11 protein-coding genes are annotated in these 14,995 nt (G+C 31.9%); 4 read left to right on the forward strand and 7 right to left on the reverse strand.

All coding sequences use genetic code 11. The annotated features are described in order from the left end of the window. Nucleotides 1-109 precede the first annotated feature (109 nt). Nucleotides 110-823, forward strand: a complete 714-nt coding sequence (locus AADI82_RS00575; protein WP_341214524.1) for a hypothetical protein — start codon at nt 110-112, stop codon at nt 821-823. A gap of 75 nt (nt 824-898) precedes the next feature. Here the strand turns inward: AADI82_RS00575 and AADI82_RS00580 are convergent, their stop codons facing one another. After that, nucleotides 899-2,302 carry a Gfo/Idh/MocA family oxidoreductase gene (locus AADI82_RS00580; protein WP_341214525.1) on the reverse strand — a complete coding sequence of 468 codons (1,404 nt, stop codon included), beginning with the start codon at nt 2,300-2,302 and terminating at the stop codon, nt 899-901. A gap of 607 nt (nt 2,303-2,909) precedes the next feature. Here AADI82_RS00580 and AADI82_RS00585 point away from each other — a divergent pair. Beyond that, the gene (locus AADI82_RS00585; protein ID WP_341214526.1) at nt 2,910-4,145 is read left to right on the forward strand and encodes a hypothetical protein; all 1,236 of its coding nucleotides are present in this window, start codon (nt 2,910-2,912) and stop codon (nt 4,143-4,145) included. 182 nt (nt 4,146-4,327) lie between these two features. Here AADI82_RS00585 and AADI82_RS00590 read toward each other — a convergent pair whose 3' ends face one another. The 4 genes from AADI82_RS00590 to AADI82_RS00605 all read right to left on the reverse strand — a co-directional run bounded on the left by AADI82_RS00590 (nt 4,328) and on the right by AADI82_RS00605 (nt 9,879). Next, complete coding sequence (locus tag AADI82_RS00590; RefSeq protein WP_341214527.1) at nt 4,328-5,782, reverse strand: polysaccharide biosynthesis C-terminal domain-containing protein; 1,455 nt, start codon at nt 5,780-5,782, stop codon at nt 4,328-4,330. Further along, on the reverse strand, nt 5,782-7,086 hold the full coding sequence (locus AADI82_RS00595; RefSeq protein WP_341214528.1) for a glycosyltransferase: 1,305 nt from the start codon (nt 7,084-7,086) through the stop codon (nt 5,782-5,784). Before AADI82_RS00595 ends, AADI82_RS00590 begins: the two co-directional genes overlap by 1 nt. Continuing rightward, nucleotides 7,052-9,496, reverse strand: coding sequence for a YfhO family protein (locus AADI82_RS00600; protein WP_341214529.1), 2,445 nt, complete (start codon nt 9,494-9,496; stop codon nt 7,052-7,054). The genes AADI82_RS00595 and AADI82_RS00600 overlap by 35 nt, the downstream gene beginning before the upstream one ends. Nucleotides 9,497-9,615: 119 nt before the next feature. Next, a complete protein-coding gene (locus AADI82_RS00605; RefSeq protein ID WP_341214530.1) occupies nt 9,616-9,879 on the reverse strand; it encodes a DUF4834 family protein in 264 nt (87 codons plus the stop codon). Between the two features lie 169 nt (nt 9,880-10,048). Between AADI82_RS00605 and AADI82_RS00610 the strand changes: the two genes are divergently transcribed. Then, nucleotides 10,049-11,059 (forward strand): transporter, encoded by a 1,011-nt coding sequence (locus AADI82_RS00610; protein ID WP_341214531.1) that lies wholly within the window; start codon nt 10,049-10,051, stop codon nt 11,057-11,059. Nucleotides 11,060-11,083: 24 nt separating this feature from the next. Further along, on the forward strand, nt 11,084-12,205 hold the full coding sequence (locus AADI82_RS00615; protein ID WP_341214532.1) for a GNAT family N-acetyltransferase: 1,122 nt from the start codon (nt 11,084-11,086) through the stop codon (nt 12,203-12,205). Nucleotides 12,206-12,329: 124 nt separating this feature from the next. On the opposite strand, the gene AADI82_RS00620 is transcribed toward AADI82_RS00615, so the two are convergent. Both AADI82_RS00620 and AADI82_RS00625 read right to left on the reverse strand, forming a co-directional pair. Beyond that, on the reverse strand, nt 12,330-13,589 hold the full coding sequence (locus tag AADI82_RS00620; RefSeq protein ID WP_341214533.1) for an aminotransferase class I/II-fold pyridoxal phosphate-dependent enzyme: 1,260 nt from the start codon (nt 13,587-13,589) through the stop codon (nt 12,330-12,332). A 365-nt stretch (nt 13,590-13,954) separates the two neighbouring features. Beyond that, nucleotides 13,955-14,995: a pyridoxal-phosphate dependent enzyme gene (locus AADI82_RS00625; RefSeq protein ID WP_341214534.1), complete on the reverse strand. Its 1,041-nt coding sequence runs from the start codon at nt 14,993-14,995 to the stop codon at nt 13,955-13,957.

The raw sequence follows: 14,995 nt of genomic DNA on the forward strand, positions 1-14,995 counted from the left end.
AAAACCTAACAATTAACTATTTACAATTTTGGCACATTAATTGAAAACTACAAAACAATAGCGTAAGCCGAAAAGCTAAAGAGTAGGCAAAATTAAATCCTATATGATTATGAAAAGATTATTACTATTATTTACAGGCTTGTTAATAGGATTAACAACAGTATCAGCAACAGAGCTAAACTACCAAGACCAAAAAACCAAGTTAGAAAAAACAAAACGTTACCGTTACGCACAACCAATTATGTTTGTAGAGCGCGGTATTGAGTTCTTAGTTTTTCCTGATGGAAGTTTTGATTTTAATACAAACTATGAGAATACATTTTACAATGATTCTTATTATAGAAAAAGAACTTCTAAACGTAGTAATGTTAATACAACTTATGGTGCTCCAGGTAAACGTGTTAAGTATACATCGTACAGACACAGAAACCGAGGTGTTTCAATCTCGCACGATAGAGATGGTAAAGTAAGACGTATTGGCAACATATTTTTAAACTATGATAGACGAGGAAGACTTAAGCGTGCTGGTTCTATATATATGAATTATAAGCGTAATGGCACTTTAACCCAAGTTGGTGGATTAATAGTGAAATACAACCATTGGGGAGAAATTGTACATACTCGTGGACAAGTAAACCATTTTAGCAATAGTTGTAATATTTGCGGTGTTAGTTCTTGTGGAATAGATCATAACCAAAGAGATAGATACTATGATGATGACAACAATGACTGGTATGATGACATTTACAATAATGATGACGACAACCATTACTATTACAAACATAATGGTAAAGTGAAAAAGCATAAAAAGAAAAAGCACTAATCTTTTTTTGTCCTTAAAACAAAATCCCCATAACAATAATAGTTAAGGGGATTTTTTATAAATACTTAAAATGCATTATTTCAATATAGCCAGTGGCTCAGTAGTTTTCCATTTACCTCTTGTAAAATCTGGAAAAGCCTGTGGTGCTCCACCAAGAGCCACCGAATGTTCACTTAAAGGTGCAACTGCACTCCAATGACAGCCTTCATAAATATTCTGATCTAATGGTTCACCATTACGTAAGCACTCCACTATTCTATAAAGCATCATAAAATCCATACCACCATGGCCACCCATTTTTTTGGCTAATGCGCCTAATCGCTTGTATAATGGATGTTCGTACTTTTCGTAAATTTTTTCTAACTGCTCGCCTTGTGCCCAACTATGATGATTTTCAGTAACACCTTCTACGCCTCCTTCAAGAGCAACTCGTGTTGGGAAACCAGCTAAAGTTCCTTTAGTACCTTGTACTAAATTATGACGCGAATATGGTCTAGGACTCGTTTCGTCCCATTGAATCATAATCGTTCTACCTAAAGTGGTTTTAATAATAGAGGTGTTCATATCACCACCTTTATAATCTAGCTTATTCCATTTGTGGTCTTTGTCATAATTCTTTTCAGCATATTGTTTTCTACCCATTGCAGGCGTTGAAAAAGACACTAAGCTGCTAAAGTTATCTTCCCCTCTAGCGAGATTCATATATTGCGCTACTGGTCCCAATCCGTGTGTTGGATAAAGATTTCCATTTCTGTGCGCATAATGAGGTGTTCTCCAAGAACCTGTACCTCTTTCCTGCTCTTGCATTTGAAATCGTAACTCATGAATATAAGCAGCCTCAGCATGCAAAAGATCGCCAATAACACCTTGTCTGCACATGTTTAAATACAAAAGTTCTTCCCTTCCGTAATTCACATTTTCCATCATCATGCAATGCTTTTGGGTTTGCTCTGAAGTAAAAACAATATCCCACATTTCTTCTAAAGTAACTGCAATTGGCACTTCAACAAAGGCATGTGCCCCTTTCTTCATAGCCTCAATAGCCATTGGTGCATGGTTTTTCCAGTTTGTAGAAATAAAAACAGCATCTGGTTTTACTTCATCAAGCATCAATTTCCATTTATCTTCTGCACCGTGGTACACAGCAATATTTTTATGACGTGATCCTTTCCCAATTGCTTTACATTTATCGGCAGATCTATTAGCATAATCTTCATATAAATCACTTATTGCTACTATTTCTGTACCTTCAATGGATGCTAATTGTCTTGCATGTCCACTACCACGAGCGCCAACACCTATTAAAGCAATGCGTACTTTATTTAGTTTTGGCGCAGCAAATCCGCCCATATACTTACCTTCATGATCAAAAAGTGGGTTACTTGTTGATGAATAAGCCGGTAACATGCTTCCTAGGCCCAAAGCAACACCTGTAAGTGATGTTTTTTTAATAAAACTTCTTCTGTCTAAATTTTTCATTAATATAATTTTATACGTTTATGATTTTAGCGAAATTGAATTTTTAAAGTTACTTAATTTTAGCTTTTAAATACAAATATTTTTTTGACATATGTTAATAGTTATTTGTTGGGATTGATTGGTTGGATTTTGTGGTTATTAGTTAAAAATGAAAAGTCAGACGCATTAAGCAACTAACTTAGCCAATAAAATTCATAAAGAATTTTGTAAGTAGTGAACTAGTAATTAATTTTATAGAATTTCTAATTCTTTTTTTCAATTAAAGTTTCTAGAAATTTATCATGCGAGCTTATTTCCTAAATTTTAGGCTCTAAAGTGTTTTCTTTTAGTTCAGAAATAACTTTTTTAGAGTCTGTTTTAATATTGTTTTTTACCTCTTTTTATTTCTTCCATTTATTTTGACCAGATTACCTATACTTAGGCATGGTTTCGTTTTAATATCTATAAAAAAATCACAAATTTTTCCCACAAAATCAATCAAATCCATTTCAACTTAAAAAAAGTTATCAACGATTATTTATTGATTTACAAGGGTTTAAACTATGCTTTCATTTTTTGGCACGTTGTTTGTAATTATCTAATCGTAACACAATTAAAACACACAATTATGAAAAATTTTATATTCTTATTAGCAGGTTTATTCCTAACAGGGTTTACTGCTACCGCAACCACAACCGAAGTAAATAACACAACAACATCTACATTTATTGGAGGTTATGGTAATTCTTTCATTTTTGTAGAAGATGGTATTGAGTTTTCGGTGTTTCGTGATGGACAATTCGATTTTAATATTTTAAGAGGTAATTCTCGTTTAAATGTTTCAGTGGGTTCTCCAAACGTAAATATCAGTTTTAATTCGGGTTACGATTATAACGCTTATGTGCAATACGATGAATATGGTGCTATTATTCAAATTGAAAACACACCTATTTATTATGATTATTACGGACGTGTAAGTCAAGTTGGTAACGTAAATATTAACTATAACAGCTATGGAAACATCTCGCGTGTTGGTGGTTTATATGTACATTACAACCGCTACAACCGTTACTCACACTTTTCTGGATTTATAAACATTTACAATAGACATTATGTATACAGACCTTGGCACAGGTATTACAGTGTTCCAGCTTACGATTACTGTGTAGTTTATAATAGACCATACAGACAATATTATAATCCAATTCGTTATACTTATAACAGACCGTTTTATAACAATTATAGACCAAGAACAGCTATTGCAACAAGGCGTGGTTATAAAATTAGCAGAAACAGAAACTATGCTACTGTAAACAGAAGTACAAGAAATAGAACACAAATTAATAGTCGTGCAAATTCTAGAAGAGATGTTGCACAAGCAAACTCAACAAGACGTAATAATTCGACCGTAAATAGAAGTGCTAGAGAAAATTCTAAAAATATTAGCAGAAGAAACGCTTCTAATCGGGAGAATACAAGAGCGAACACAGCTACTAGAAATAATACAGGTGTAAACAATACTAAAAGAACAAGAGAAAACGTTACTAGAACTACAAAACCAAATGTGAATAACACGAGGTTAGTAACCAGAAATAGAAATACTTCGGTTACCAGAAAACCAAATAGCACTAATACTCGTACATATAATAAAAGAGATAATACCGCTAGAAATACACAACGTGTAGCTACAAGAACTACTCAAAACAAGCCTAGAACTGCGCAACGCACGGTAACTAGAACTAGTAAACCGAGAACAGCTCAAAGAACAGTTTCGAGGTCTACGCAAAGTAAACCAAGAGCAACACAAAGTAGAAATACTTCTAGTAATAAAAATACAAGATCGACTTCAAGAAGAAGATCATAACAATTTTGGTTGGTTAGTTGGAAAGCCCCGCGATAAGTTTGCCTCAAAGCAAATTCGTGGGGTTTTCTTTTTAGTGAAACTTAATATTTAAAAATTGTGAAACAATGCATTAAATATTGATAGTTGAACTAATCCTGAACTAGTTTCAGGATCTCTTTATAAATACCAAATTAAATAACAATCTAGCGCTTCAACACTTTATCAATTAACTCCGTAATATTTTCTGAAAACTTAAATATATAAATAGCAAGTCCGTATAAAATTGTAATAAGTGCCGATTTTAAAATGATGTTTAGGATTGGATGAAAAGAAAAATCCCAGAAATAAAACAGAACTACCCCTAATACAATACATCCTGCTATTTTTAATGTATTTGCACTAAAAGGCAGCATTTTGAATTTTCTATAAACAAAGAACAGTTTAATCGAATTATATAAAAAGACAGCCAAAAATGTAGCTAAAGCTGCGCCATTAATACCATATAGTGGAATGAAAATTATGTTTAGAAAAACCATAACAATCACCAAAATTACTCCAAAAAACAGCACCATTCTATAATAATCGCTATTAAATAAAATAGCATTATTACTGCCTAAAATAGCATCATATAATTTTGCAACGCTAATTATAAAAACAACAAAAAGTCCGCCGTTAAATTCTTCAGGAATAATATTATAAAGTTGATTGATATTAAGTACAATCAATAAAAAGATAAAACCACTTACAATAAAGAGGTTTAAAGAACTTCGTTTGTACAAATCCTTTAAGGAGTCAAAACTCTTTTCATTTAAATATTTAGCAGATAATGGCAACAATATTTGATGCATCGAGCGTTGTGGTACCGCAATAACTGCCGCAATAAAAATAGCCACATTGTAATATGCAATTTGCTCAATAGAAATGTAATGCCCCAACATCACTTTGTCTACATCTAAAAGAACAGTAGCAATTGAGCCAGCTATAATTATTAAAAACGAATATTTTAATATAGGGCTTAAATTAGCAACTCTCTTAAAGATAATAACAGGAAGTTTGATACTAAATGCGTAAAACTTCATCACTAGCATTCTTAAAACATAAACAACAACTAAACCTATCATAAATTGCTCAACGTCAACCACTTCAAAATACAGACAAAACAGCAATATCATAGTACCTACGCGATGAAATACTTCTTTCATAAAATTACCAAACACGGTTTGCATGTGCACTTTAGTCCAAGCAAAAAACACTTCAAAATACGCCAAAGCTATAGCTATAACTAAGGTATGCCATAAATAATTTTTTATGATAGAGTTTTTGATTGATAAAAATTCACCAATGATTTCATAACTAAAATGTGTAATTATAATAAGCGGAAAAATGATTAACAAAGGTAAAAACAACATCAAAGTTAAAAAGCTATTTAACGACACGCGTGTTTTAAATGAGGTATAAAATTTCACCAAAGTGTTGTGTACACCAAAGGCCATTATTGGCATAATAACATAGGCTAAAGACAGCATATAGCCTACCATACCGTAATACTCGTCGCTTAAAAATTCGGTGTACAGAAATAGTGTATTTATCGCACCAATTAAAAACCCCAAATATGTGGATACTACGTTTTTAAATGATTGTGATGCAACAATGCCCATTATAATAATTTAGATAAAGATGCGGTTAACGATTTTCTACTATATTTTTGTAAACCAATGGCATGCGATTGCAATGTGCCATTTTTAAATGCTTTATAGTGCATTAATATAGATGTTTTTAACGATTCGTAGTCGTCATAATAAAAGTAGTTTCCTGTATTGGTTTCTTTGATGATTTTTTCAACATCTGATCCTTTTGGCCCTATTGCCACAATTGGTCTGTTTGAAACCATGTATTCAAATAATTTACCAGGAATAATACATTTGGTGTTTTCAGAATCAATTTCAATTAACAACAGTAATTGTGATTTTTTTTGACACTTAATAGATTCTTTATGTGAAACATAACCAATATTATTTACATAATTACTTAAATTATATTTTTTGATTGAATGAAGCACATCCTCACTAACAGCACCAATAAGATTCAATTGAAAATCTATAGCAAAATTGTCATTCTCTATAATTAAATCGCTTAAAACTTGCCATAAATTTTTTGGATTTCTTTTTGATAATAACGACCCAATATGTGCCATTGAAAATTTAGAATCTAGCTCAACTTTACCAACAGATTCATAATCATATCCATTTGTAATAACCTCAATTGGTTTTTTTGTGATGTTTTCAAACTCTTTTTTAGTTACAGAACTTGTTACAATAATTTGATCGGCTTTATTTAAGACCTGTTTTTCAAGTACTTTATGCTTTTGTTGTGCATTTTTAGTGAGTTTTAGTTGTTTGTGATACCCGATAGTCGTCCACGGATCTCTAAAATCCGCCAACCACTTCACTCCTAATCTTTCTTTTAATTGCAACCCAATAAGATGCAAACTGTGTGGCGGACCCGTAGTAATAATAGTACTTATATTATGTTCTGAAATATATTTTGAAAGAAATACTACCGAAGGTTTTACCCAATTTTTACGAGCATCTGGAATAAAAAAGTTTCCACGTATGTAAAGCATTACTTTTTCGATAAAACTTTGTTTGTTTTTTTCTAAAATAATCCCTTTACTTATAGTTTTTGAAGAACTTTTTGAAAATAAACTTGCTAATTTATAAGGTTCTTTTATGGGTTGCTTTACAATGGTTAAATCATCTGAAACTTCAGACATTAAACCCTCATCAACTAAAGGATAATTAGGGTTTTTTGGAATATAAACAATAGGTTCGACATTAAATTCTGGTAAGTATTTAACAAACTTTAACCAGCGTTGTACACCAGGACCACCTGCTGGTGGCCAATAATAAGTAATGATAAGTGCCCTTTTACGCACTTTTGCTTCTTTTTTTCTTAAACTCATAAAACAACCCAGCCAAAAGCAATAATCCAAAAACGATGGAACTTGCCAATGCGATTTTACTCCCAGTTTTAACAACATCTGGATCAAATCTAAACTCAACAACATGCTTTCCTGCTGGAATTTCCATACCTCGTAACGTATAATTTACACGCATGTGCGTCACCTCTTCTCCATTAAGAAACGTTTTCCAACCATTTTCATAGTATACTTCAGAAAACACCACAAATCCATTATTTGAATTATTTGATTCATATTTTAAATAATTTGGTTGATGTCCTATTAATTTGATTGAAGCCAAGGAATCAACTTCAAACGATTGAAAGCCTCTGCTTTCTTTTAATAAATGCTTAGGTTTGTTAATATAAGTATAAATCGCTTTATTTTTATTATCCAAACTATCTAAACGTTTCATTTCTTCATTTGCTGAATCTACTTTTTCTAAAGATTCAACAAACCAAGCATTTCCATTAGCATCTTCGTTGGTATACGGAACTAAGTTTCCGTTATCATCTTGAATAATAATATATTTTGTATTTAACATATTTAGCACATTAATGTTATTTTTAGAAATATACCAATCAAAAACCTCTCTGTAACGCTTCAATTCTGCTGCATTATAACCGTTTAAGGAATTGTGATAATATGAAGGTTTTGATGGACCCGAAACCAAATCGAACACTCTAAAGTGCGTGGTGTCTTTTAATATTTCTTTATCAGCTTCATTTTTTTGAAAAGGCTGATTAACTTGCATTGCAGAAACAAAATCATCATTATTAACATAGCGTTTGTTAACACCAACTAAATCAAATAGAATAAGTGCAGCAAAAGCCACCATAACCCATTTCTCTTTTAGTTTCTCTTTTAAAAAAGCCCAAATTATTACTGCAGAAAGTAATACTAGAATTAATGAACGAATCGTATCTTGGGTGAAAACCGTTTTTCTGTCTTCTTTTATAGCATCAATAAAAGCTTGTCCGTAATTCTGACGATAAAACCCATCATTAACACCAGCAAAATCAAAAGAAGATTTAAATAGCAAAAACAAAATAGCGATGCCTCCAGTAATTATCGCAGTAAGTTTTAAAGCTTTTAATTTCTCCTCTTTCTTTTCGAAATCATTAAACAATTTTACCAATCCAAAAATAGCTAGAACTGGAACACATAACTCCAAAATAACTTGAATAGAACTTACTGCTCTAAATTTATTGTAAAGAGGCACGTAATCAATAAAAAAATCTGTTAGAAACCCTAGGTTTTTCCCATAAGATAATAATAACGATAACAATGTTCCGCCTACGAGCCACCATTTTAAACGCCCTTTAACTAGAAATAAGGCAAATACAAACAAAAACAACACTACGGCTCCAATATAAGCAGGTGCTTCAACTATAGGTTGATCGCCCCAATACATGGGCGCACGTTTAGATTCCTGCAAAGCTTGACTTGGTGACGCTCCCAACTTTCTAAAAGCTTCGAAAGTAGCAGAATCCTTACCAACATTCTCTCCATTTCCACCACCCATAAAACGCGGAATGTAAAGATTAAAAGTTTCTAAAATACCGTAACTAAACTGCGTAATATAATCTCTATCTAACCCAGAAGTTACTTCTTTTGGCGATCCGTCAGGATTAATAGTTAACTCACTTTTACCACGTGTGCTTTCTTTTACGTATTCTTTGGTAGCTAAAATTCCAGTGGCATTTAAAGCTAAGGCAAGAAAAACAGCTGCAAATAAAATACCAACCGATTTAAAATAATGTGGCAACACCTTCTTTTTATAGGCATCAATTAAATAAACGATTCCTAAAATAATAACCAGAAGCATTAAATAATAAGTCATTTGAAAATGATTTGCTACAATTTCTAAACCCATCGCCACTACGGTAAGCAGAAACCCTGCTATATATTTTCGCTGAAACGTGAGTAAAATTCCGCTTAAAACCAATGGCATATAGGCAATAGCATGGGCTTTACTATTATGTCCAACACCAAGAATGATTATTAAATACGTTGAAAACCCAAAAGCAATAGCACCAATGGCTGCGAGTTTAAAATCGACTTTTAAAACGAGTAAAAGCACATAAAAACTCAATAAATACAGAAATAGATAATCGGCTGGTCGTGGTAAAAATCGCAACGCCAAATCTAATTTTTTAATATAATTATGCGGATATTTTGCGCCTAATTGATAGGTAGGCATACCACTAAACGCACTGTTAGTCCAATAGGTTTCTTCGCCAGTTTCAGCACGAAAATCTTTTTGCTGCTTACTCATACCAATATATTGCACAATATCACTTTGCAAAATTTGTTTTCCTTTTAAAACCGGACTAAAATACGCTAAAGAAAGTATTACAAATCCTAATAAAATAAGTAAGTGTGGAAGTATTTTTTTAAATGAAAATTGCATGAAAATGTATTAAAAACAATGATTGTGAAATTAACTATTATTTTCGAGATATACCTAACCTACAAACAACCAAAATTTATTCGTAATATTTCCTCGTTCATAAAAACAACAAAAGAAGTTTATTCAACCTCTTCGTAGTCCACATAATCGCCAATATCTTTACTTGAAGTTTTAGTATTTGGCATTTTATCAATAGTTACTTCACCTTCTCGCTTTGGTGTTTCTTGTTGTTGTTTTCCTTGAAATTGTCCAAATTGACCCCCAAAACGTTGTTCGGCTTTTTTAGCTGCATACTTTATCAAAAAAGGTGCAAAAATCCTTGAAAGCACTTTAATACCATAATACACCAATGCAATTATTAGTATGGTTCTTAATAAACCCATTATAGACTCTTATTTAAAAATTTACACAAAAATACAATTCTAAACATTTAAAAAACGTTCAAAAATGATAAAAAAAGTATAAAATATCTATATTTGAGCATCGTATAAATAATACTTAGTGGAAGTAATGCATAACTATAAATTATATATACACCCTAAAACATTCATTATGAACCCAATCAAATCTACTTTAATATTACTACTTAGCTTAATTACCACACAAGCTTTTAGCCAATACACAGATGTTATAAACTCAAATCGACCAGGTGTTTCACGTAGCGCGTTTTCTGTAGGAACAAATGTTGCACAATTTGAAATTGGCCCATACATTATAAAAGAAGAAAGAACACCAGCCACAGCATTTGAAGTTTCTGGTTTTGGAGTAGATTTTGCAGCACGATATGGTTTACTTTGGGAAGAATTAGAGTTAAATATTGAAGGTACTTATCAAAACGACACTAAAACATATACCTCAAATTTTGCTGCTGAAGATTCACGTTCAAATTTTAAATTTATAAGTGTTGGTGCGAAATATTTGGTTTTTGATCCCTATAAAAATTCTGAAGATGACAAGCCTAATTTATACAGTTGGAAAGCAAACCATCGCTTTAAGTGGAAATCGTTAATTCCTGCTATTTCAGTTTATTTAGGAGCGAATTATGACACAAAACAAAACCCTTATACAGCTCCAGAAATTGAAGGCTTTAGCCCCAAAGTAATGGTAGCCACACAAAATAATTTTTCTGGTGGCTGGGTTTTTGTAATGAATTTAATAAAAGACAGAATTGGCACAGATCAATCCGATTTTCAATATATACTAACTTTAACACACTCCTTTAATCCAAAATGGGTAATATTTGGTGAAACCCAAGGTATTAAAAGTGATTTTTATGCCGATAATTTGTTTAGATTTGGAGGCGCTTATTTATGGGGCAAAGACTTTCAGTTAGATACCGCACTTACATTTAACACAAAAGACACACCATCTGTTTTTAGTGTGAATTTTGGAGCATCGTACAGGCTAGATTTTCATAAAGACAAAGAAATTGATAACGGAAATTCAGCAGAAGAAGAATTGGAAAGAAAGTCGAGAAGAAATAAAGGCAAGAAGAACAAGAAAAAAGATACCGAAGATTCAAAGAAAAAACAAAAACGAAAAGATACCGATTTTGATAATTAACAAATCGAAATCCATCATTTATGTATGATTGAACTTAAAGAAGTAACCACAAAAAAAGGACTAAAAACCTTTGTCAAGTTTCCTTTTAAACTTTACAAAGATTCTAAATATTGGGTGCCACCTATCATTTCTGAAGAAGTACGTGCATTAGATAAAAATGTAAATCCTGCTTTTAACGATGCAGATGCTCGCTTTTTTTTAGCTTACAAAAATGATAAGATTGTTGGTAGGATTGCATGTATTATCAATTGGATAGAAGTTAACAAGCAAAGTCAAAAGAAAATGCGCTTTGGTTGGTTTGATGTTATTGATGATATAGATGTTACTAAAACATTATTAGAAAAAGTTAACGACATAGGTAAAGCTAATAATTTAGAATTTATTGAAGGACCAGTGGGTTTTTCTAATTTGGATAAAGTTGGTGTATTAACACATGGTTTCGACCAAATTGGTAGTATGATTACATGGCACAATCATCCATATTATGCAACACATTTTGAAAAACTTGGGTATACCATAGCAAAAACATATTCAGAGAATAAAATGGAGTTTAAAAATATTCTTCCTGAGTATTTCTCTAAAATTCAAGATTTAATAAAAAGGCGCTATAAATTAAAGGCTTTAAATTTTACTAAGAATAAGGATATTATGCCTTATACAGATGAAATGTTTGAGGTTTTCTCAAAATCGCATGCTACACTTTCTTCTTTTGTAGAAATAAACGATGAACAAAAAGCCTATTTTAAAAAGAAATTTATTGGGTTTTTAAATCCTGAATACGTAAAGTTTGTATTGGACAAAAATGATAAACTTATAGGGTTTGGCATTGTAACACCATCTTACGCCGAAGCTTTGCAAAAAATGAAAGGTAAGCTATTTCCTTTTGGAATTAGACATTTATTACACGCTAAAAAGCATGCAAAAACTGTAACTTTTTATTTGATTGGAGTTTTACCAGAATATCAAAACAAGGGTATTACAGCCATTATTTTTGAAGAATTTTATAAAACCTTTAAAGAAAAAGGTATTGAATTATGCGTTAGAGGTCCTGAGCTAGATGATAATGAAGCTATTCATAAACTTTGGAAAAACTTTAAACCTGTAACTCATAAAAGGCGCTGTACATTTAGAAAAGATATTTTGTAAAATATCATAGAGTCGGTCGTTTCGTTTTTATACATAAAAATCGACACTATCTCGTAAAGTGGTGTAAACTAAAAAATCCGATTCTTTTGAATCGGATTTTTTTTTATTCATTTAACTAAACTGATTATTCACCCATTGCTGCCATTACTGCCGCAGATAATCGTTTATAAGTTCCATTTTCTAATCTGTCTCTAATAGCATCAAAAGCATCTAAAGTTTCTTCAACATCTTTTAATGTATGTGTCGCCGTAGGAATCATTCTAAGCAAAATTAATCCTTTAGGTATTACAGGATAAACAACTATAGAACAGAATATTCCATAATTCTCTCTGAGGTCTCTAACTAAAGCCATAGCTTCGGGAATACTACCTTTTAAGTATACTGGCGTTACACAACTTTGGGTTGTCCCAATATCGAAACCACGTTTTTTTAATCCAGATTGTAATGCATCAACAATTGTCCAAAGGTTTTGCTTTAATTCTGGCATAGTGCGCAACATATCTAAACGTTTTAATGCGCCAACAACAAGTTGCATTTGTAACGATTTAGCAAACATTTGCGAACGTAAATTATATTTTAAATAATCTATAATTTCTTGATCTGCAGCGATAAAAGCCCCTGTACTTGCCATAGATTTTGCAAACGTTGCAAAATACACGTCAATATCATCTTGAACACCTTGTTCTTCTCCAGCACCTGCGCCAGTAGCCCCTAAAGTCCCAAAACCATGTGCATCATCAACAAATAATCTAAAATTAAATTTCTTTTTTAATGCTACTATTTCTTTTAAACGACCTTGTTCTCCTCGCATACCAAACACACCCTCAGAAATAACTAAAATACCTCCTCCAGTTTGTTCAGCCATTTTTGTAGCCCTTTCTAAGTTTTTTTCTAAACTCTCAATATCATTGTGCTTATATGTAAAACGTTTACCATGATGCAAACGCACACCATCAATAATACAAGCATGTGCATCAACATCATAAACTATAATATCATCTTTAGAAACTAAAGCGTCTATTGTGGACACCATACCTTGGTATCCAAAATTTAAAAGATAAGCTGCTTCTTTACTAACAAATGAAGCTAATTCGTTTTGAAGTTTTTCGTGCAAATCTGTATGACCAGACATCATTCTAGCTCCCATTGGATATGCCGAACCATAATCTGCTGCTGCTTGAGCATCAACTTTACGTACTTCAGGATGGTTTGCTAAACCTAAATAGTCATTAATACTCCAAGTAATTACATCCTTTCCTTGAAACTTCATACGGTTAGAAATCTCTCCTTCTAATTTTGGAAATACAAAATAACCTTCAGCTTGAGAAGCCCATTTACCCAATGGCCCTTTATCTCTATAAATTTTTTCGAATAAATCTTTCATTTATTATAAATCTTTTTGCTATCAAAAAACAACTATTTGCACACTCTAAAAGTATACAACTATCGCTCTTAACTCTTTAGTTAGATGTTGCAAAATTAAATATTTATATTGTTTGTACATAATTTTTAGGGTTCAATTATTTGCAATACCATTTCTCTTTCAAAATAATGGTAACAAAAGACACTTTTCAATTTCTACTTCAATAAAAAAGGTACCAGAACTATAGCTATACTTGATTTTTTTATTATTGTTTAATACAAAAAATAATCATTTTCTTTTTCAATAAATTTTAAACAAGAAATGGTATAAAACAAAAAAAGAGCTTTATTTTAAAATAAAGCTCTTTCATATATATTTTAATCGTACTATTTTATGTACTGTATGGTTTCAGAAGCAGCTTCATTAATGCTATCAAAAAAGCCTTGTTCATTCATCCATTTATCACTATAAATCTTACTCATATAACGGGATCCATGGTCTGGGAATATAATAACAACATTATCCGTTTCTTTAAATTCATCCTGTTCTGCTAATTGATTTACAGCTTGCATTGCTGCTCCAGAAGTATAACCTACAAATAAACCTTCAGTTTTTGCAATTAATCTTGCAGTATGTGCACTTTCTTCATCTGTAACTTTAACAAATTCATCTATAGTATCAAAATCTGTTGCGGTAGGTATTAAATTCTTACCTAAACCTTCAATCCGGTATGGATAAATTTCTTTTTCGTCAAACTCTCTAGTTTCGTGGTATTTTTTTATAACCGAACCAAAAGCATCAACGCCTATAACTTTAATATTAGGGTTTTGCTCTTTTAAATATTTTGCAGTTCCAGAAATAGTACCTCCTGTACCACTACAAGCCACTAAGTGGGTGATTTTACCTTCGGTTTGATTCCAAATTTCTGGACCAGTTGATTGGTAATGTGCATCAATATTTAATTCATTAAAATATTGATTAATATAAACTGAACCATTAATTTCTTCATGTAAACGCTTTGCAACTTGATAGTAAGACCTCGAATCGTCTGCACTAACGTGTGCTGGACAAACGTAAACCTTTGCACCCATAGTTTTAAGCATGTCTATCTTATCTGCCGACGATTTAGAACTAACTGCTAAAACGCACTCGTAGCCTTTAATTATGCTAACCATTGCAATACTAAATCCTGTATTACCTGAGGTTGTTTCTATAATAGTATCTCCTGGGTTTAGAATACCTTTTCTTTCTGCTTCTTCTATAATATGTAAAGCGATTCTATCTTTTGAAGAATGACCTGGATTAAAGGATTCTACTTTTGCAAAAAAGTTACCTTTAAATTTTGAAGCTATTTTATTAAGTCTAATAAGCGGAGTGTTGCCTACTAAGTCTAATACATTATCAAAAACCTGATTGTTGTGTTTCAT

Origin of the sequence: uncultured Wocania sp., from assembly GCF_964021735.1 — a bacterium.
In the GTDB taxonomy this organism is placed as follows: domain Bacteria; phylum Bacteroidota; class Bacteroidia; order Flavobacteriales; family Flavobacteriaceae; genus Wocania_A.

Coding starts and splice junctions, on each gene's coding strand:
- AADI82_RS00575 (WP_341214524.1), top strand. CDS start 110: ATGAAAAGATTATTACTATTATTTACAGGCTTGTTAATAGGATTAACA.
- AADI82_RS00580 (WP_341214525.1), bottom strand. CDS start 2,302: ATGAAAAATTTAGACAGAAGAAGTTTTATTAAAAAAACATCACTTACA.
- AADI82_RS00585 (WP_341214526.1), top strand. CDS start 2,910: ATGAAAAATTTTATATTCTTATTAGCAGGTTTATTCCTAACAGGGTTT.
- AADI82_RS00590 (WP_341214527.1), bottom strand. CDS start 5,782: ATGGGCATTGTTGCATCACAATCATTTAAAAACGTAGTATCCACATAT.
- AADI82_RS00595 (WP_341214528.1), bottom strand. CDS start 7,086: ATGAGTTTAAGAAAAAAAGAAGCAAAAGTGCGTAAAAGGGCACTTATC.
- AADI82_RS00600 (WP_341214529.1), bottom strand. CDS start 9,496: ATGCAATTTTCATTTAAAAAAATACTTCCACACTTACTTATTTTATTA.
- AADI82_RS00605 (WP_341214530.1), bottom strand. CDS start 9,879: ATGGGTTTATTAAGAACCATACTAATAATTGCATTGGTGTATTATGGT.
- AADI82_RS00610 (WP_341214531.1), top strand. CDS start 10,049: ATGAACCCAATCAAATCTACTTTAATATTACTACTTAGCTTAATTACC.
- AADI82_RS00615 (WP_341214532.1), top strand. CDS start 11,084: ATGATTGAACTTAAAGAAGTAACCACAAAAAAAGGACTAAAAACCTTT.
- AADI82_RS00620 (WP_341214533.1), bottom strand. CDS start 13,589: ATGAAAGATTTATTCGAAAAAATTTATAGAGATAAAGGGCCATTGGGT.
- AADI82_RS00625 (WP_341214534.1), bottom strand. CDS start 14,995: ATGAAACACAACAATCAGGTTTTTGATAATGTATTAGACTTAGTAGGC.